This is a genomic window from Halochromatium salexigens (genome assembly GCF_016653295.1).
Lineage (GTDB): Bacteria > Pseudomonadota > Gammaproteobacteria > Chromatiales > Chromatiaceae > Lamprobacter > Lamprobacter salexigens.
This window is the reverse complement of the sequence record NZ_NHSF01000059.1, coordinates 421850-439768: the sequence shown is the minus strand read 5'-3', so window position 1 is coordinate 439768 and position 17919 is coordinate 421850. Positions and strand designations below refer to the sequence as shown.

Sequence of the window (17919 nt, the reverse complement as noted above, 5' to 3'; positions counted from 1 at the left end):
ATCACATGGCCTACGATGCCTACCTGGAGGCCGGCTTTCCGATCGCTACCGGTGTGATCGGAGGTGCCTGTCGGCATCTGGTCAAGGATCGCATGGAGCGCCACTGTGGTTCAGGCGCGCATCGAGTTACCATCAGGGCTGAATCCAATGGTTCTACGAGTCGACAGTCACGATGGAATACAAGGATTACTACAAGATCCTCGGCGTCTCGCGCGAGGCCAAGCCCGACGAGATCAAGGCGGCTTATCGCAAGCTGGCGCGCAAGTACCATCCGGATGTGAGCAAGGAGCCGGATGCCGAGACACGCTTCAAAGAGGTCAACGAGGCCCATGAGGTCTTGAAGGACCCGGAGAAGCGGGCGCAGTACGATGCGCTCGGCAGCGGGTGGCAGTCGGGCGATCACGTCCGCCCACCGCCGGGTGGTGGGGCGCGGGGGCGCGCCGAAGGGTTTTCGCAGGAGGAGGCGGACCAATTCAGCGACTTCTTCTCCAGTCTCTTTGGCATGGGGGGCATGGGCGGTGCTCGCGCCGGCCGTTCCAGCGGTGTTGGTGGTGCCGGTATGCATGCTGATCCATTTGCCGGGCGCGGTTCCGACCAGAACGCGCGCATTCGTCTCTCGCTCGAGGAGGCGTACAAGGGCGGGACGCGCCAGTTGCGCCTCGAGGTCCCAGACATCGATGCCCAGGGCCAGGTGACGAGGCGCACCAAGACCCTGAATGTGCGCATCCCGGCCGGGATCACCGAGGGCCAACAGATCCGCCTGGCCGGTCAAGGCGGCGCCGGATTCGGCGGTGGTGCTCAGGCGGGCGATCTCTTCCTCGAGGTCGCGTTCGAGCCGCATCCGATCTTTCGCGCCGAGGGCAAGGACATCCATCTGACCTTGCCGATCGCCCCCTGGGAGGCGGCGCGTGGGGCGAGCGTGCCGGTGCCGACGCTCGGCGGCACCCTGAGCCTCAAGATCCCGGCCGGCTCGCAGAGCGGTCAGCGCCTGCGGCTCAAAGGCCGGGGCCTGCCTGGCAAGCCCGCTGGCGATGCCTTGGTGCAGCTCGAGATCCGCAATCCGCCCGCCGATAGCGCCGAGGCGCAGGCGGCTTTCGAGGCCATGGCCGAGCACTTCACGTCCTTCAATCCGCGTGCAACGCTGGGGGTTTGAGCCCATGTCGACGAACATCAGCGCACTGGAAGGCGTCATCCTGGATGAGCGCACGGTGGTGACGGTGACCGAGCTGACCCAGGTCTGCGGCCTGAGCCTGGAGCAGGTGCGATCGATGGTCAGCGAGGGGATGCTGCAACCGCGTGGCGCGGCCCCGGAGCAGTGGCGCTTCACCGGCATCGAGGTGCGACGCACGCGCCGGGCGCTGCGCCTGCAGCGGGATCTGGAGCTGAATCTGGCCGGCACCGCGTTGGCGCTGGATCTGCTCGATGAGGTCGAGTGGTTGCGCAATCGGGTGCGTTGCCTCGAGCATCAGCTCGGTGACCTTGCTGACGCCGACGGGACGAACTGAGTGGGTTGGCGGGGTGCCGGCCGCTGGCGGATCGGGCTTGCGTTGCGAGCGCCGCTTGGCGGGGGTACTTGGCTCATCATCGGACTCCTAACGGGGCTCGTCACGGGAGCCGGCGTTGAGGCGGCGCCGGCGTTTGCGGCGCCGGTCGCCTCGGCCCGGGTCATCGCGCGCTATCCACACAATCCCGATGCCTTTACCCAGGGCTTGGTGCTCGCCGATGGCGTGCTGTACGAGAGCACCGGCGGCTATGGCGACTCCTCACTGCGCCGCGTCGACCTCGAGACCGGGCGCGTGCTGGAGCGCGTCGATCTGCCCGCGCGCTGGTTTGGCGAGGGCATCACCGAGTGGCGCGATGAACTCATCCAACTGACCTGGCGCGCGGGGGTCGGCGTGCGCTACGCGCGTGCCACCCTGGAGCCGCGCGCTCGCTTCGCGATCCAGGGCGAGGGCTGGGGGCTGACCCACGACGGTCGGCAGTGGATCATGAGCGATGGCAGCGCCGAGCTGCGCTTCCTTGATCCCGTCGATGGCCGCGAGCAACGGCGCGTGCGGGTGATGGATGGCGATCAGCCGGTGCGACACTTGAACGAACTCGAATTCATCGACGGCGAGGTGTGGGCGAACGTCTGGTATCGCGATCACCTGGTGCGTATCGACCCGGCGGATGGTCGGGTGCTGGGGTATGTGGATCTGAGCCATCTCTGGCCGGATGACCGGCAGCGTCGGCATGAGCAAGTGCTGAACGGGATCGCCGTCGAGCGCGAAACGGGGCATCTGCTGGTGACCGGAAAACGCTGGCCTTGGCTGTTTCGCATCGAGGTGACCGAGGCGCTCGCCGACTGACACGGGCGGGTGTGCCTGAGTCGTAACAATGCGGGGCGCGCGATGATGCACTAGAATCCGGGCAGGCTCATCGGGATTCATCGCTGTTTTCCGCCAGCCGCTTCGCCCCTATCGCTTGATCGACGATCCGGTTACCCCAGCATGTCCGATACCCCAAACGGCTCCGCCAGTGCCTCCGAGCATCCCTTTCCGCTGCTCTCGACCATCGATGACCCGACCGATCTGCGGTTGCTTCCGAGTAGTGACCTCAAACAGCTCGCCTCGGAGCTGCGCGGTTTCTTGATCGAGAGTGTGTCGCGCACCGGTGGTCATCTCGCCGCCGGGCTCGGCGTGGTCGAGCTGAGCATCGGCCTGCATTATGTCTTCGATACCCCGCATGATCGGATCATCTGGGATGTCGGCCATCAGGCCTATCCGCACAAGATCCTGACCGGGCGGCGCGAGCGCATGGCGCGGATGCGCCAGCAGGGGGGGCTGTCGGGCTTTCCGAAGCGCACCGAGAGCCCTTACGACACCTTCGGCGTCGGCCATTCGAGCACCTCGATCAGCGCCGCGCTGGGCATGGCGATCGCGGCCAAGCAGAAAGGCGAGCAGCGCCAGATCATCGCGGTGATCGGCGACGGTGCGCTGAGCGCCGGCATGGCCTTCGAGGCGTTGAATCATGGCGGCCCGCTCGATCCCGATGTGTTGATCATCCTCAACGATAACGAGATGTCGATCTCGCCGCCGGTGGGTGCGATCAGCAGCCATCTGGCCCGGCTGCTCTCGGGCGGGCTCTACACCAAGATGCGCGAAGGCAGCAAGACCGCCTTGCGCGGGATGCCGCAGCTACGCGAGCTGGTCGGCCGTTGGGAAGAGCATGTAAAGGGCATGGTGATGCCGAGCACGCTGTTCGAGGAGCTGGGCTTCAACTACATCGGCCCGGTGGATGGCCACGATATGGATGCCGTGGTCGCGACCCTGCGCAACATGAAGAGGATGCCGGGGCCGCGCTTGTTGCACCTGATCACCCAGAAAGGCCATGGCTATGAGCCGGCCGAGCATGCGCCGACCGCCTATCACGGCGTCACCCCCTTTGATCTGAAGACCGGCGCGGTGCCTAAGCAGGGCGGGCGCAAGAGCTACACCCAGCTCTTTGGTGACTGGCTCTGTGAGCGCGCCGAGGCCGATGCGCGACTGCTTGCCATTACCCCGGCGATGCGCGAGGGCTCGGGCATGGTGCGCTTCTCCGAGCGCTTCCCGGAGCGCTACTTCGACGTCGGCATCGCCGAGCAGCATGCGGTGACGCTGGCCGCTGGCATGGCCTGCGAGGCGATGAAGCCGGTGGTGGCGATCTATTCGACCTTCCTGCAGCGTGGCTACGATCAGCTAGTGCACGATGTCTGCCTGCAGGGGCTGGACGTGACTTTCGCGGTCGACCGCGCTGGGCTGGTCGGCGCCGATGGGCCGACCCACGCCGGTGCCTTCGACTACAGCTACACGCGTCCGCTGCCGCATATTGTCATCATGGCGCCTGCCGATGAGCACGAATGCTGGTGGATGCTGGAGACCGCCTATGCCCATGATGGCCCGACAATGGTGCGCTATCCGCGCGGCAGTGGTCCTGGGGTCACCGTGGACAAGCTCGGTGGCGCGCTGCTGCCGATCGGCAAGGCCGAGATCCGGCGCGAGGGACAGGAGGTGGCACTGCTCGCTTTCGGCAGTCGCGTCGCCGCGGCCGAGGCGGTCGGTGAGCGTTTGAACGCGACCGTGGTCAACATGCGCTTCGTCAAGCCGCTCGATGATCTGCTGATCCTGGAGATGGCCGAGCGCCATCGACTGCTGGTGACGGTGGAGGAGAACGCGGTCGCCGGCGGTGCCGGCTCGGCGGTGTCGGAGCTGCTCGCCGAGCAGGGCGTGCTGGTGCGCTGTCTGCATCTGGGGCTGCCGGATCGCTGCCAGGAGCAGGCCAGCCATGAGCAGCAGCTCGCCGCCTGTGGGCTCGATGACGCCGGCATCGAGGAGGCGGTGCGCGCCGAGCTGCGCGATCTGGGGCTGGAGCAGACGCGCCTGAAAGGGGCGAGCGCGGGTTGAGCGGGCATGTGTCTGATCATCGAGCCGATCCCCGCGTTTGAGGACAACTACATCTGGCTGCTGTATCGGCCGGATGGCGCCTCTTGCGCCGTCGTCGATCCGGGCGCGGCCGAGCCGGTGATCGCGCGCTTGCAGCGCGATGGGCGGCGGCTGGATGCGATCCTGATCACGCATCATCACGCTGACCATATCGGCGGTCTGGCGGAACTGCGCCGGCGCTGGCCGCAGGCCGAGGTGTTTGGGCCGGAAGATCGGCGTATTCCGGGGCTGACGCGCGTGCTGGCCGATGGCGACCGGGTGCCTCTGGCTGGGCTCGAGTGCGAATTCGAGGTGATGGCGGTGCCCGGGCATACCGCGACGCATATCGCCTACCGGGGCAAGGACCGCCTGTTCTGCGGCGATACCCTGTTCGCGGCTGGCTGCGGGCGGGTCTTCGATGGCACCTTCGAGCAGCTCGCGGCGTCATTGCAGCGGATTGCTGAGCTGCCGGCGTCGACGCGCTGCTACTGCGCCCATGAATACACCCTGGCCAATCTCGGTTTCGCGCGCTGGGTCGAGCCCGACAGCCCAGCGGTGGCGGCAGCGATTACCGCCGCCGAGCAACGCCGTGCCCAAGGGCAGCCGACGGTGCCCACGACCCTGGCCGAGGAGTTCGCGGTGAATCCGTTTTTGCGCACCGCAGAACCTGCGGTGATCGCCGCCGCCGAGCGTTTCGCTGGTAGGCCGCTGGAGGGACAAACGCAGGTGTTCATGGCACTGCGCCGCTGGAAAGACGAGCGCTATGACTGAGGACCGTCGCGCGGGCAATCGATTGCACCCGCTGCGCGATGGGTGGCTGTCAGCGTTGCTGGCGCTGCTGTCCGGCGCGCTCATGGTGTTTTCCTTCGCGCCGTTCGGCCTCTATCCGCTGGCGGTGCTCTCGCTGCTGGGTTTCTATCAGGCGCTGCGCGGGCGCACTGGCGCGCGTGCCTTCGGGACCGGCTGGTTGTTCGGGATCGCGCTGTTTGGTGTGGGCGTCGCCTGGGTGCGCATCAGCTTGAACGAGTTCGGCAACATGCCGGCGCTGATCGCCAACCTGCTGATGCTGGTGTTCGTGGCGGTCATGGCGCTCTATTACGGGCTCACGGCCTGGTTGCTCCGGCTGCTCGAAGTGCGGGTGTTGCGCGCGCGTGCTCCGGTCTGGGTCGGGCCGCTGCTGCTGTTGCCGGCGCTCTGGGTGCTCATGGAGTGGGTGCGCGGTTGGCTGTTCACCGGCTTCCCCTGGCTGTTTGCCGGTAACGGACAGCTCGATGGACCGCTCGGTGGTTTGGCGCCCGTCCTCGGGGTGCATGGCCTGAGCTTGGCGGTGGCCTTCTCCAGTGGGCTGTTGTGGGGGCTCTGGCATTGGCGCGGGCGCGTTCGCGCGCGCGCGTTTGCTGGTCTCTTGCTGCTCTGGCTGGGGGCCGGACTGCTTTGGCAACTGGACTGGACGCGGCCGACGCCGCGTGCAGCCGGACAGGGGCCGTCGATCCAGGTCAGCGTGATCCAAGGCAATGTCGAGCAAGCGGTGAAGTGGGATCCCGACGGGCTATTGCCGACGTTGGATCTCTATCAGTCGCTGACTCAGACGCATCTCGACAGCGCGCTGATCGTCTGGCCCGAAACCGCCGTCCCGGCGTTCCTCCATCGGGTCGAGGAGGTGCTGATCCAACCCCTGGGCGAGGTGGCACGCGCGGCGGGCAGCGAGGTGGTGATCGGGCTGCCGGTGATGGAGCCCGATGGGCACTACTACAACGCCCTGGTCAGCCTGGGCAGCGCCGAGGATCGGTACTTCAAGCGTCATCTGGTGCCGTTCGGTGAGTTCCTGCCGTTCAAGGCGCAGTTGCGGCAATTGATCGACTGGTTCGAGGTGCCGATGTCCGACTTTAGCCGCGGCCAAGCGCAGCGCCCGCTGCTGCAGGTGGGCGGGTGGCCGGTCGGCGTCTCGATCTGCTACGAGGATGTGTTCCCGGAGGAGGTTCGCCAAGCGCTGCCGGAGGCCGCTTTCTTGATCAACGTCAGTAACGACGCCTGGTTCGGTGACTCGCTGGCGCCGCATCAGCATCTGCAGTTCGCGCGCTTGCGCGCGCTCGAGACTGGCCGCTGGTTGGTGCGCGCGACCAACACCGGGATCTCGGCGATCATCGATCCGCGCGGGCGGGTGCAGGCTCGCTTGCCCCTGTTCGAGCGCGCGGTGCTCACCGGCAGCGTGGAAGCGCGCGCGGGGGCGACGCCGTTTGTTCGGTTTGGCAGTCGGCTGCCCTTGGCGATCGCGGGTCTGATGCTGCTCGCGGCGCTCGCGCTGGGCATCCAAGGGGGTTGGCGCTCGCAGCCTGTCGAGACCGGGCAGGATCGAGAGAGCTAGCGAGCGCCAAGGTCGCCGCCCAACGGCATCGCGGCGGTGCGTCGGGACAACGCGGCGTTTCCCAGCGGGCGGTCGCATCGCTATCATGCCCGGCTCGATCCTCGTCTCGGAAGTGCTCTCGTGCTCGTTATCATCAACTTCTTCATCGAACTCGCGCTGCTGCGGCGTGCGCCACAAGAGCTGCCGGCTTCGCCCGTCTTGTTCTCCGTGGTGTTGGTGGTCGGGCTAGGCGCGGGACTGCTGTTGGCACTGACGGCCGAGGCCGGTCTTGGCAGCGCGCTGTTGCAGAGCCTGCTCGACCTGACCCTGATGCTGGGTGCTTTGTGGGTGGCTCTGAGTCTGCTCGAGCGACGCGCGCGTTTCTTGCAGAGCGCAACGGCCTTGATCGGGGTCGATACCTTGATCACCTTGCTGGCCTTGCTGCCGGTTGGGCTGGCACAGCCAGTGAATGCCGAGAGCGGGTTGCTTGCGCTCGCGGGCATGCTGTTCCTGCTGCTGGTGGTCTGGAGCATCCTGGCAGCGGGGCATATCCTGCGTCACACCTTCGAGTTGCCGCTGCCGCAGGGCGTGGCGATCGCGGTCGGTTTTGATCTGCTGTCGTTCGTGATCGTCAGCGGTCTCATCGATGGCGCCGGCTAACGATCGCTCTTAAGGACGCTGTGATGCACCTGCATATCCTCGGTATCTGCGGCACCTTCATGGGCGGCCTCGCGCTGATCGCGCGCGCGCTTGGCCATCGGGTGACTGGCTCCGATGCCAACGTCTATCCGCCGATGAGCACCCAGCTCGAGGCCGCCGGCATCGCGCTGATGCCAGGCTACGCCGCCGAGCATCTCGACCCGGCACCGGATCGGGTGATCGTCGGTAACGCGATGAAACGCGGGCTGCCGGTGGTCGAGGCGATGCTCGATCGTGATCTGCCCTATACCTCCGGGCCGCAGTGGTTGGCCGAGCAGGGCTTGCGCGGTCGCCATGTGCTCGCGGTGGCGGGAACCCACGGCAAGACCACGACAGCGAGCATGCTGGCCTGGATTCTGGAGGCCGCTGGCCTCAAGCCAGGGTTTCTGATTGGCGGCGTGCCGCTGGATTTCGGGCGCTCGGCGCGGCTTGGGGAGGGGCCCTATTTCGTCATCGAAGCGGACGAGTACGACACCGCCTTCTTCGACAAGCGCTCCAAGTTCGTCCATTACCGTCCACGCACCCTGGTGCTGAACAATCTCGAGTTCGATCATGCCGACATCTTCGATGATCTCGCGCAGATCCAGCGCCAGTTCCATCATTTGGTGCGCACCGTGCCCAGCACCGGCAGGATCATCCATCCGCGCCAGGATGCGGCGCTCGCCGAGGTCTTGGCGATGGGGTGCTGGACACCCTGCGTGTCGACGGGGATCGCGGCCGCTGGCTTGCCGGATGCTGCCGATATCGGTTCCGGTCGCCCTAACGCCGATGGGGCTGGCGGCGAGTGCCCTGACGGCGATTGGCAGGCCGAGCTTTGTGCGGCCGATGGCTCGACGTTTCGTCTCTTTTTCCAGGGGCAGCCGCAGGGGCTGCTCGAGTGGTCGCAGATTGGGCTGCATAATGTGCAGAACGCCCTCTCGGCGATCGCCGCTGCACAGCATGTCGGCATCGAACCGGAACAGGCGATCTCGGCGTTGGCTCGTTTTCAGGGCGTGAAGCGGCGCATGGAGCTGCGGGGGATCGAGGCTGGCATCCGCGTCTATGATGACTTCGCGCACCATCCGACCGCGATCGCGAGCACCTTGGCCGGGCTGCGGCGCCAGGTCGGCGAGGCGCGCATCATCGCGGTGCTGGAGCCGCGCTCGAATACCATGCGCATGGGCATTCATGGCACCGCGCTGGCGGCCTCGCTGGAGATGGCCGAGCGCGTGGTGATCTACAGCCCGCCAGACCTGGCCTGGGATGCCAGCACGGCGCTGGCGCCGCTCGGTGAGCGTCTGCGTGTTTGCGCGGATCTCGATCAGGTCTTGACCGCCGCCACCGCCGAGGTGAACCCAGGGGATCATCTGCTCGTCATGAGTAATGGCGGGTTCGGCGGTATCCACCAACGGATACTCGAGCGCCTCCGCACGATGGCAGCGGGTGGCTGACGTCATTCAGGAAAACCGTTTTCGACAGTACTACCGCCCGAGTCTTGCATGATCAAATCGACCTCAACCCGCTGGACCAAGACCATTGCCATCGCACTGACCGGCGCCTCGGGGACCGGCTATGGGCTGCGCGTGTTGCAGGGGCTGATCGACGCCGAGGTGCGCGTCTATCTGCTCATCTCGCAAGCGGCGCAGGTGGTGCTGCGCATGGAGTCCAGGCTCGAGGTGCCGAGCCGACCGCAAGAGGCCGAGCGCTTCTTCTCGGCGTATTTGGGCGCCCAGCCGGGCCAGCTCAGTGTCTTTGGTCGCCAGCAATGGACCGCGCCGGTGGCGAGTGGCACCAATCCGCCGGATGCGATGGCCATCGTGCCCTGCACGACCGGCACCCTGGCCAACATCGCCGCTGGCCTGAGCGAAGATCTGATCGATCGCGCCGCCGATGTGACCATGAAGGAAGGCCGCAAGCTGATCCTGGTGGTGCGCGAGACCCCGTTCACGACCATCCATCTCGAGAACATGCTGCGCCTGGCGCGGGCCGGGGTGGTGATCATGCCCGCGAACCCCGGTTTCTATTTCAATCCGCAAAGCGTCGATGAGGTCATCGACTTCATGGCCGCGCGCGTGCTCGATCATCTCGGTGTGGCGCATCAGCTCTCGGCGCGCTGGGGCGTGGAGTCCTGAGAGGCCGTCCCCTGAGAATCCGTCTGCGAGGGCTGCAGCGAATGGCAGCGCGGTCGGCTCACTGAGCCGAAAGCAACCCGAGATCCCTGGGCGCGAGCAGGATCGGCGTGCCCAGGTCCATGGCGATGGTCGGCATCTGCGCGAAGTCGGGGAGCCAATCTTGCTTGCCAATCGCCTCGACGGGGAGGGTGGTTGGCAGCGCTAGCAGATCGACGATCCTGTGCTTGACCACTTCAGTGACGTTGCCGGCCCAGACGGGCACGCTGGCGCTGATCTCGCTATGCGTGCCCCAGAGCCTGAGCACCAGGCGTCGGCCATCGGCAAGATCCTTGACCAGCGTCAGATCGTCGTGATGCCCGTCGTGGACGTGCGGGACCACCGGCAGTTCTGCAAGCGGCAGCGAGGGCGAGAGCAGCTTGATCGCGTTGTTCCAAGCGAGCATCTCGGCGCGCTCCCAACCGTGATCGGCGAGGGCCTGGGCGAGGCGATCGAGCGGGCCGGCGTATTGGATGTCGAAGGGGCGTCGATTGCGATGCCAGAGGTCTTCGCGGTGGCTGGCGATGGGCAGATCCTGGCGCGCGCGCCAGTCGGCCTCGCTGATGTGGGTGGGCGGCCGGATCGCTTGGTGGCGCGCGATGTCGAGCTGTTGCTGCGTCAAGGTGGCGGCCGTGAAGGCGGCACTGGCGGCGATCAGGGTGACCAGGGCGAGACCGGCGCTCTGTTCGAGGGGCTCGGTATGGCGACGGAACATCAGGCCCAAGGCCGCGATCCAGACCAAGCCGAGGGCCATGCTGGCGATGAGATCGGTGAGCCAGGCGGCGCCGACATAGAGCCGCGCGAGCGCGACGGCGGTGACGAGCGCGGCAGCGAGGGCGTAAGGCGTCCACCGCCAGCGCGCCGCCAGCGGCCGCGAGAGCGAGATGGCGAGAAAGCCATAGAGCACGGTGGCGCTCAGGACTTGGCCACTGGGAAATGACCAGGGCCAGCGCAGATCGAGCCCGAGGTCGGGGCGCGGGATGCGCACCAGCCAGCCCAGCGTGGGGGTGACCAGAAGGGTGAACGCGAGCGCCGCGAGCCAGTATTCCAAGGCGCGCTGCTGAGCACTCAGGCGCAGGTAGACGAGGATGGCGATGACCAGCGGGATGGTGACCACCGGCTCGCCGAGGCGGCTCAGTGCGGCCATGAGTTGATCGGCCAGCGGGGTATGCAGGCTTTGGCCGAGGTCGAGCGCGAACTGGTTGATGCGCAGATCCTGGGCGCCAAAGAGATCGGCGCTGAGCGACATGCCGAGCATGGCGGCGGCGGCGACGAGCGCGAGGGCGAGCGCGGCCAGGGTCGCGGCATCGGGATGCTGGCGGTCGGCGAGCGCCTGCGCGGTGCGTGCGAACAGCGGATGCAGATCGATCCAGCGCAGCCAGGCTTGCACCCAGCGCGAGGCGTGGGGGCTGAGCAGGAAGAACAGCCGCCGGGCGAGCCAGACCGCCGCCCAGAGCAGCGCGCTCAGGATCAGGATCAGGATGGCGAGGCGCGCGGCGGCCTCGGCGGCGAGTTTGAGCGAGGCGCCGAAGACGATGCCCGGCGCCAGATAGGCCGGCCCCCAGGCAATCGCGGAGCTGATGTTGGCGGCGGCGAAGCGTGTGCGCGGCATCCGCATCATGCCGGCGACCAGCGGGATGATGGCCCGACCCGGGCCGACGAAACGACCGAAGGCGACGCTCATGGCGCCGTACTTCTCGAAGAAGGCGACCCCTCGATCGAGGGGTTTCGGATGCCGGTTGAACGGCCAGTGCGCGCGAATCTGGTGGCGATAGCGCGCGCCGATCCAGTAGCTCAGGCTATCGCCGCTGATGGCGCCGGCGATGGCCAGGGTGACGGTGGGCCAGAAGGCGAGTTCGCCGGTGGCGATCAGTGCGCCAGCGGCGAACAGGAGCATCACGCCCGGCACGATCATGCCAACGACGGCGACCGATTCGGCGAAGGCGACCAGGAAGACCGCGAGATAGGCCCAGGCGGGGTTGGCGCTGATCCAGTCGAAGAACGGGCCGAAGAGCACCTCCATCGCGCATCAGACGCCTCGTGGCAGGCGGCAGTGACGCCATGGAGGGGGCATGGCGAGCGCTGGCTCGGCCTGATCGATCAGCCGCCGCGATCGGCCGAACCGGGGCTCAGCGCGCGAGGGCCGTGAAGGCCTTGCCGGCGGCCTCGAGCGTGGCCTCGATCTCGGCATCGCCATGGGCGCCGGAGACGAAGCCGGCCTCGAACGCCGAGGGCGCGAGGTAGACGCCTTGCTCGAGCATGGCGTGGAAGAACTGGCCGAATTGATCCTGGTTGCAGGCGGTGGCCTGGGCAAAATTGGTGACCGGGCCGGCGTCGGTGAAGAAGAGCCCGAACATGGCGCCGGCGCGGTTGGTGCTGAGCGCGATGCCAGCCGCCTGCGCTTGTGCTTCCAGGCCGCTGGTCAGGCGCTCGGTCTGAGCGGCGACGCGGTCGTGGAAACCGGGCTCGGAGATCAGCTCCAGTGTCTTCAGGCCGGCGCTCATGGCGATCGGATTGCCGGACAGGGTGCCAGCTTGATAGACCGGTCCAAGTGGCGAAATATGCTCCATGATCGCGCGCTTGCCGCCGAAGGCGCCGACCGGCATGCCGCCGCCGATGATCTTGCCGAGCGCGGTCAGATCCGGAGTCACGCCGTAGCGCTCCTGGGCACCACCGCGCGCGACGCGAAAGCCGGTCATGACCTCGTCGAAGATCAGCACCGCGCCGTGCGCATCGCAGACCTCGCGCAGTCCTTCGAGAAAGCCCGGCACGGGCGGGATGCAGTTCATATTGCCGGCGACCGGCTCGACGATGATGCAGGCGATCTGATCGCCGATCTCGGCGAAGGTCTGGCGCACCTGCTCGATGTCGTTGTAGGTCAGGGTCAGGGTCAGCTCGGCCAGCGCGGCGGGCACGCCGGGGGAACTCGGCTCGCCGAGGGTGAGCATGCCGGAGCCGGCCTTGACCAGCAGCGAGTCGACATGGCCGTGGTAGTTGCCCTCAAACTTGATCACCTTGTCGCGACCGGTGTAGCCGCGCGCCAGGCGCAGCGCGCTCATGGTCGCCTCGGTGCCGGAGCTGGTCATGCGCACCAGGTCCATGCTCGGGACCAGCTCGCAGACCTTGTCGGCCATCAGGGTTTCGAGTTCGGTCGGGGCGCCGAACGACAGGCCCATGGTGGCGCGCTCGATGACGGCGGCGAGGATTTCGGGATGCGCGTGGCCGAGGATCATCGGCCCCCAGGAGCCGACATAGTCGATGTAGCGCTTGCCGTCGACATCGGTGACATAGGCTCCGGCGGCGGACTCGAAGAAGACCGGGTCCCCGCCGACGCTGCGAAAGGCGCGCACCGGCGAGTTGACACCGCCCGGGATATGGCGCTGGGCCGCGCTGAAGAGGTCGTGGGATCGGGACATCGGTTGGCTCCTGGATGGGTTCTCGAAAGGCTGGCCATTGTCTGGCGACCTTGCTCGCTTGGCAACCGTGACATGGTCTGGGCGCGTTGAAAAGCAGAGACGCAACCCTGACTCCTTTGCGGTTGAGCATGAAACCAGCACCCTGACGAGGACCAAGCGAGGACGATGAAGCAATATCTGTGTGTGATTTGTGGGCTGATCTATGACGAAGCCGAGGGCTGGCCCGAGGATGGCATTGCGCCCGGCACGGCCTGGGAGGATGTGCCACTGACCTGGAAATGCCCGGAGTGCGGTGCTGGCAAGGAGGATTTCGAGATGGTCGAGGTCTGAGCCGGGCGTCGTTCGATGGCGTTTGCGTCTGGCACTGAGGGGCGGGGCTGCTGTACATTGCAGCGTTTTAGCGATCCAGAATCGGAGCATTGATCATGCAGAACCTCATGACTGAGGCTGATCTGTCGATGACCCCCTCGGCACGAGCAAAGCTGGCCGAACTCTTTCAAGAGGTTGACGAGGCCATCCAGGGCGTGCGTGTCTACGCGGCCTCTGGCGGCTGCAGTGGCATCAGCTTTGGGATGACCTTTACCGATGTCGTCAACCCGAACGACGGCATCCGCGACTTCGACGACTATAAGGTCGTGGTCGACGACGCCACGCTCGAGCATCTTCGCGGCGTCGAGATCGATTTCGTCGATCCGGGCGATGGCAGCGCGACCTTCGTGTTCAACAATCTTCCCTCGGCCGGTGGCGGTTGCGGCACCTGCGGTTCCGCCGGTGGCAGCTGTGGTTGAGCCGAGGACGGCATGGCGGGCGACGACGTGGCGATGATGAAGATTGGCATCGTCGGCGGAACCGGTTACACCGGCTCTGAACTGCTACGCCTCTTGGTGCGCCACCCGCACGTCGAGGTGGTGGCCGTCACCTCGCGCTCGGTCGCCGGGACCGGTGTCGCCGACTATTACACGGCGCTGCGCGGCGAGATCGATCTCGCCTTTTCGACCCTGGAGGCGGCCCGCCTGAGCGACTGTGATCTCGTCTTCTTCGCCACCCCGAACGGGACGGCGATGAACGAGGCGGCGGTGCTGCTCGAGGCGGGCGTGCGGGTGATCGATCTGGCGGCGGATTTTCGGCTCAAGGATCTGGATGTCTGGCGGCATTGGTACGGGATGGAGCATGCCGCGCCGGCACTGGTCGAGGAGGCGGTCTACGGGCTGCCCGAGGTCAATCGGGCGGCGATCGCCGGGGCGCGATTGGTGGCCAATCCGGGCTGCTATCCAACGGCGGTCACGCTTGGCCTGCTGCCATTGCTGGAGGCCGGCGCGGTGGAGGCCTCGCAGCTGATCGCGGACGTCAAGTCCGGCGTCAGCGGCGCCGGGCGCAAGGCCTCGACCGCGCTGCTGATGGCCGAGTGCGGCGAGAGCTTCAAGACTTATAGCGTCGGTGGACATCGTCACCAGCCGGAGATCCGCGAGACCCTGCAGCGAGCGACCGGGGTCGAGGTCGGGTTGACCTTCGTGCCGCATCTGCTGCCGATGGTGCGCGGCATCGAGGCCAGTCTGTATGCCCCCCTGGTGCGAGGCGAGGTGGATGTGCAGGCGCTGTTCGAGGCGCGTTATCGCGATGAGCCGTTCGTCGATGTGTTGCCTGCTGGCTCTGCGGTCGAGACGCGCTCGGTGCGTGGCACCAATCTGTGTCGGCTCTCGGTGCTCGAGCCCCAGGGGGGGGGCATGATGGTCGTGCAGTCGGTGATCGACAATCTGGTCAAGGGCGCCGCTGGGCAGGCGGTGCAGAACATGAACCTCATGTTTGGGTGGGAGGAGGCCACCGGATTGGCACTGTCGGCCCTGGCGCCCTGACGGCCGGTGGATTGGAATCCACGAGGTAATGTCGGGCCTTATCGCCCCGTGCGTGGTCGCCGGCACGTGCTGTTTCGCTTGGCCGTCACGCTCGGCTGGTTGCTGGTCATCGGCGCGACCTTCGTCCTTGGCTATCGCCTTGCGCGCTATGACGCGGGCGAAGCCTTGGCGAGTACCGAGGCGTTGCGCGCCGAGATCGCGTCCTTGTCCGAAGCGCTGGCGCGTGGCCGCGAGGAGCGCATTCGCCTGGCCCGTGCCCATCAGATGGACCGCGAGGCGAAACGCCAGGCGCAACAGTCGCTCGCCGAGCTGCAACAGGAGCGTTTGCTGCTGAGCAAGCGGGTGTCCTATCTGCAGCGCCTGGTTCAGGACGGTCGGGCGGGGGTGGTCGAGGTCAAGGAGCTGCAGTTACGCCAGGGGCTTGCGCCAGGTCACTATGGCTTTGAGATGCTCTTGAGCCCGTTGGTGCCGCAGCAGGCGCGCACGCGGGGTCGGGTGAGGCTGAGTGTGGTGGTGACGGTGGGCGGCGAAGAGCGCACACTGTCGCTGGATGCCTTGCCGGGGTCGTCTCCGGCTGAAGTCGACCTCGATTTCGAGCATTTCCAGGCCATTGATGGGGAGATCGTCTTGCCGCAGGAGGCGCAACCCGAGCGCTTGATCGTCGAGATCGAGCCCGAAGGGGCGTCCCTTGTCCGCTCGTCGGAGGCCTTCTTTTGGCCTGATGCGTCCGATGCCTTCTGGTTGCCGCCCCCGGTGTTCGATGCGCGCGGGCTTGTCGAGCGGCTCGAGGTTGAATGATCGGGTCCGAGACCCCCATCCTCTGCCCCTGAAGGCACACTCTTTTACTGAGGTATGCGATGATGACAGAAGCCGTTGCTCTTGATGCGCCACTGGTGTTCACCTCACAGGCGGCCGCGAAGGTCGCCACGTTGATCGAGCAGGAAGAGACGCCAGGGCTGATGCTGCGGGTCTACATCCAAGGCGGTGGCTGCTCGGGGTTCCAGTATGGCTTTACCTTCGATGAGTCGGTCCAGGATGGCGATACCGAGATCGAGACCGATGGGGTGACGTTGTTGGTCGATCCGATGAGCCTGCAGTACCTCAGCGGTGCCGAGATCGACTACACCGAAGGGTTGCAGGGGGCGCAGTTCGTGATCCGCAATCCGAATGCGACCACGACCTGCGGTTGTGGATCATCGTTTGGGGTCTGAACGCGAGGACGCGCTTGCCTCTCAGTCGGCGTCGTTGGCGGTGGGCTCCGCCTGTTGACCCGGGATCGGGAGCGGGATGACGGTCCGCCCCGACGACGGCCGCGCCGATGGGGTGGTGGCTGGGTTGGCGAGGTATTCGGTGAATACATAGCCGAGGGCTGCTGCAATCAGCAGCAGCACGGTGAGTAAGATCAGTCCGCGTGGGAAGCGCCGGCGCTTCCGCAGGCTGAAGCCTCCGCTGCTTTTGTAGTCTCGCATGAGTCGGTTCCCGTAGGTTCAAGACGGTCGCTTGGATCCGGTCCAGTTTAGAGAAGCCTGCGACGCGACGAAAGTGCGGCGCGCCCGCGCTCTGGTAATCCCTTTCTGACCATGGCACCCTTGTGGGTTCTCTTGCTTTGGCCTGAGTGCGTTCGGGCTGAGCATGTCTAACCTTGGCTGAGAGGCGCATGTCGGATTCCTTCGATCAACTCGTGCACGGCACCGATGAGGTGCTCACTGGTGAGGCGCTGCGCAAGAAGCTCGCGCTTGGGCGTCCACTTCGCGTCAAGGCCGGCTTCGATCCGACGGCGCCCGATCTCCATCTCGGCCATGTGGTGTTGCTCAACAAGTTGCGCCAGTTCCAGGATCTCGGGCATCGGGTGCTGTTCCTGATCGGCGATTTCACCGGCATGATCGGTGATCCCACCGGCAAGAACGTGACCCGCAAGCCGCTCTCGCGCGAGGAGGTCGCGGCCAACGCCGAAACCTATCAGGCACAAGTCTTCAAAGTGCTGGAGCCCGAGCTGACCGAGGTCGTGTTCAATTCGACATGGATCAGCCAGCTCGGCGCCGAAGGGCTGATTCGGCTGGCGGCGCAGCACACGGTTGCGCGCATGCTGGAGCGCGACGATTTCTCGAAGCGCTATCGTGAGCATCAGCCGATCGCGGTGCACGAGTTCCTCTATCCGCTGATCCAGGGCTACGACTCGGTGGCGCTCGAGGCCGATGTCGAGCTTGGCGGTACCGATCAGAAGTTCAACCTGCTGGTCGGTCGTCAGCTACAGGAGCAGGCGGGGCAGGAACCGCAGGTCGTGATGACGCTGCCGATCCTCGAGGGGCTCGATGGTGTGCAGAAGATGTCGAAGTCGCTCGGTAACTTCATCGCCATCGATGATCCGCCGGCCGAGATGTTCGGCAAGCTGATGTCGATCTCGGATCAGCTCATGTGGCGTTATTTTGAGCTGCTGACCACGCGCACGCCCGAGGCGCTTGCGGCGTTGCGCGCTTCTGTCGATGCAGGCGCCAACCCGCGCGACATCAAGATCGAGCTGGGGATGAGTCTGGTCACGCGTTTCCATGGTTCTTCGCAGGCGGAGGCTGCTCGGGAGGCCTTCCTGAACCGGTTCCAGCGCGGGCAGGTGCCGGATGATGTCGTCGAGCTGGCGTTGGCGGCTGGGGGCGAGGGTCTGCCATTGCCAAGACTGCTCAAAGACGCTAACCTTGTCTCCAGTACTTCGGAAGCGATCCGACTCATCGGCCAAGGGGCCGTGCGAGTCGACGGGGAACGGCTGGCGGATGCCAAGCAACGGTTCCTCGGTGGTCACACGCATCTGCTCCAGGTCGGCAAACGTCGGTTTGCACGGGTGACCTTGAGTTAGCTGGTTTTGGTCTGGTGGCACTCGCCGCAAACATCCGGGCCAAAAAAAGTTTGACACTCTTTTGAAAGTGCGTATACTTGTCGGTCTGCCCAGCGAGGAAATGCTTCGAGCCACGGAGGTGGTGAAGCGCTTCTGAGGGTTCAAGTTCTTTAACAATACGTCAAGTCAGCTTG

18 protein-coding genes are annotated in these 17919 nt (G+C 65.9%); 15 read left to right on the top strand and 3 right to left on the bottom strand.

Annotation, left to right across the window (positions count from 1 at the left end; genetic code table 11):
- Positions 1–172: 172 nt before the first annotated feature.
- The 9 genes from CCR82_RS12005 to CCR82_RS11965 all read left to right on the top strand — a co-directional run bounded on the left by CCR82_RS12005 (position 173) and on the right by CCR82_RS11965 (position 9593).
- The gene (locus CCR82_RS12005; protein ID WP_201246003.1) at positions 173–1153 is read left to right on the top strand and encodes a DnaJ C-terminal domain-containing protein; all 981 of its coding nucleotides are present in this window, start codon (positions 173–175) and stop codon (positions 1151–1153) included.
- 4 nt (positions 1154–1157) lie between these two features.
- On the top strand, positions 1158–1505 hold the full coding sequence (locus CCR82_RS12000) for a chaperone modulator CbpM (RefSeq protein WP_201246002.1): 348 nt from the start codon (positions 1158–1160) through the stop codon (positions 1503–1505).
- Positions 1506–2348 (top strand): glutaminyl-peptide cyclotransferase, encoded by an 843-nt coding sequence (locus CCR82_RS11995; protein ID WP_338073157.1) that lies wholly within the window; start codon positions 1506–1508, stop codon positions 2346–2348.
- 141 nt (positions 2349–2489) lie between these two features.
- Positions 2490–4421 carry a 1-deoxy-D-xylulose-5-phosphate synthase gene (gene dxs, locus CCR82_RS11990; RefSeq protein WP_201246001.1) on the top strand — a complete coding sequence of 644 codons (1932 nt, stop codon included), beginning with the start codon at positions 2490–2492 and terminating at the stop codon, positions 4419–4421.
- A 6-nt stretch (positions 4422–4427) separates the two neighbouring features.
- Positions 4428–5210 (top strand): hydroxyacylglutathione hydrolase, encoded by a 783-nt coding sequence (gloB, locus tag CCR82_RS11985; RefSeq protein ID WP_201246000.1) that lies wholly within the window; start codon positions 4428–4430, stop codon positions 5208–5210.
- Positions 5203–6804: an apolipoprotein N-acyltransferase gene (lnt, locus tag CCR82_RS11980; protein ID WP_201245999.1), complete on the top strand. Its 1602-nt coding sequence runs from the start codon at positions 5203–5205 to the stop codon at positions 6802–6804. Before gloB ends, lnt begins: the two co-directional genes overlap by 8 nt.
- A 120-nt stretch (positions 6805–6924) precedes the next feature.
- Entirely contained in the window at positions 6925–7443 is a 519-nt protein-coding gene (locus CCR82_RS11975; RefSeq protein WP_201245998.1) for a hypothetical protein, read from the top strand.
- A 23-nt stretch (positions 7444–7466) separates the two neighbouring features.
- Positions 7467–8912, top strand: a complete 1446-nt coding sequence (gene mpl, locus CCR82_RS11970) for a UDP-N-acetylmuramate:L-alanyl-gamma-D-glutamyl-meso-diaminopimelate ligase (protein WP_201245997.1) — start codon at positions 7467–7469, stop codon at positions 8910–8912.
- A gap of 48 nt (positions 8913–8960) precedes the next feature.
- Positions 8961–9593, top strand: coding sequence for a flavin prenyltransferase UbiX (locus CCR82_RS11965; protein ID WP_201245996.1), 633 nt, complete (start codon positions 8961–8963; stop codon positions 9591–9593).
- A 58-nt stretch (positions 9594–9651) separates the two neighbouring features.
- Here the strand turns inward: CCR82_RS11965 and CCR82_RS11960 are convergent, their stop codons facing one another.
- Together CCR82_RS11960 and hemL are read right to left on the bottom strand one after the other, a co-directional pair.
- Entirely contained in the window at positions 9652–11652 is a 2001-nt protein-coding gene (locus CCR82_RS11960) for a bifunctional DedA family/phosphatase PAP2 family protein (protein WP_201245995.1), read from the bottom strand.
- A gap of 106 nt (positions 11653–11758) precedes the next feature.
- On the bottom strand, positions 11759–13045 hold the full coding sequence (gene hemL / locus CCR82_RS11955; RefSeq protein ID WP_201245994.1) for a glutamate-1-semialdehyde 2,1-aminomutase: 1287 nt from the start codon (positions 13043–13045) through the stop codon (positions 11759–11761).
- Positions 13046–13210: 165 nt separating this feature from the next.
- Here hemL and CCR82_RS11950 point away from each other — a divergent pair, with 165 nt between their 5' ends.
- From CCR82_RS11950 to erpA, 5 genes are all read left to right on the top strand, one after another.
- A complete protein-coding gene (locus tag CCR82_RS11950) occupies positions 13211–13375 on the top strand; it encodes a rubredoxin (protein ID WP_201245993.1) in 165 nt (54 codons plus the stop codon).
- Positions 13376–13470: 95 nt separating this feature from the next.
- Positions 13471–13833 (top strand): HesB/IscA family protein, encoded by a 363-nt coding sequence (locus CCR82_RS11945; protein WP_201245992.1) that lies wholly within the window; start codon positions 13471–13473, stop codon positions 13831–13833.
- A 33-nt stretch (positions 13834–13866) separates the two neighbouring features.
- Positions 13867–14898, top strand: a complete 1032-nt coding sequence (gene argC, locus CCR82_RS11940) for an N-acetyl-gamma-glutamyl-phosphate reductase (protein ID WP_201246066.1) — start codon at positions 13867–13869, stop codon at positions 14896–14898.
- Between the two features lie 66 nt (positions 14899–14964).
- On the top strand, positions 14965–15696 hold the full coding sequence (locus tag CCR82_RS11935; RefSeq protein ID WP_201245991.1) for a DUF6776 family protein: 732 nt from the start codon (positions 14965–14967) through the stop codon (positions 15694–15696).
- Between the two features lie 59 nt (positions 15697–15755).
- On the top strand, positions 15756–16109 hold the full coding sequence (gene erpA / locus CCR82_RS11930; protein ID WP_201245990.1) for an iron-sulfur cluster insertion protein ErpA: 354 nt from the start codon (positions 15756–15758) through the stop codon (positions 16107–16109).
- A gap of 21 nt (positions 16110–16130) precedes the next feature.
- Here the strand turns inward: erpA and CCR82_RS11925 are convergent, their stop codons facing one another.
- Positions 16131–16367 (bottom strand): hypothetical protein, encoded by a 237-nt coding sequence (locus tag CCR82_RS11925; RefSeq protein ID WP_201245989.1) that lies wholly within the window; start codon positions 16365–16367, stop codon positions 16131–16133.
- 188 nt (positions 16368–16555) lie between these two features.
- On the opposite strand from CCR82_RS11925, the gene tyrS reads away from it, so the two are divergent.
- Complete coding sequence (gene tyrS, locus CCR82_RS11920) at positions 16556–17746, top strand: tyrosine--tRNA ligase (RefSeq protein ID WP_201245988.1); 1191 nt, start codon at positions 16556–16558, stop codon at positions 17744–17746.
- The last annotated feature ends 173 nt before the right edge of the window (positions 17747–17919 follow it).

Excerpts from the sequence above, each read along its gene's own strand:
- CCR82_RS11965 (WP_201245996.1), top strand. The coding sequence starts at position 8,961 with ATGATCAAATCGACCTCAACCCGCTGGACCAAGACCATTGCCATCGCA.
- hemL (WP_201245994.1), bottom strand. The coding sequence starts at position 13,045 with ATGTCCCGATCCCACGACCTCTTCAGCGCGGCCCAGCGCCATATCCCG.
- CCR82_RS11960 (WP_201245995.1), bottom strand. The coding sequence starts at position 11,652 with ATGGAGGTGCTCTTCGGCCCGTTCTTCGACTGGATCAGCGCCAACCCC.
- erpA (WP_201245990.1), top strand. The coding sequence starts at position 15,756 with ATGATGACAGAAGCCGTTGCTCTTGATGCGCCACTGGTGTTCACCTCA.
- dxs (WP_201246001.1), top strand. The coding sequence starts at position 2,490 with ATGTCCGATACCCCAAACGGCTCCGCCAGTGCCTCCGAGCATCCCTTT.
- CCR82_RS12005 (WP_201246003.1), top strand. The coding sequence starts at position 173 with ATGGAATACAAGGATTACTACAAGATCCTCGGCGTCTCGCGCGAGGCC.
- mpl (WP_201245997.1), top strand. The coding sequence starts at position 7,467 with ATGCACCTGCATATCCTCGGTATCTGCGGCACCTTCATGGGCGGCCTC.
- gloB (WP_201246000.1), top strand. The coding sequence starts at position 4,428 with ATGTGTCTGATCATCGAGCCGATCCCCGCGTTTGAGGACAACTACATC.
- argC (WP_201246066.1), top strand. The coding sequence starts at position 13,867 with ATGATGAAGATTGGCATCGTCGGCGGAACCGGTTACACCGGCTCTGAA.
- lnt (WP_201245999.1), top strand. The coding sequence starts at position 5,203 with ATGACTGAGGACCGTCGCGCGGGCAATCGATTGCACCCGCTGCGCGAT.
- CCR82_RS11925 (WP_201245989.1), bottom strand. The coding sequence starts at position 16,367 with ATGCGAGACTACAAAAGCAGCGGAGGCTTCAGCCTGCGGAAGCGCCGG.
- tyrS (WP_201245988.1), top strand. The coding sequence starts at position 16,556 with ATGTCGGATTCCTTCGATCAACTCGTGCACGGCACCGATGAGGTGCTC.
- CCR82_RS11950 (WP_201245993.1), top strand. The coding sequence starts at position 13,211 with ATGAAGCAATATCTGTGTGTGATTTGTGGGCTGATCTATGACGAAGCC.
- CCR82_RS12000 (WP_201246002.1), top strand. The coding sequence starts at position 1,158 with ATGTCGACGAACATCAGCGCACTGGAAGGCGTCATCCTGGATGAGCGC.
- CCR82_RS11945 (WP_201245992.1), top strand. The coding sequence starts at position 13,471 with ATGCAGAACCTCATGACTGAGGCTGATCTGTCGATGACCCCCTCGGCA.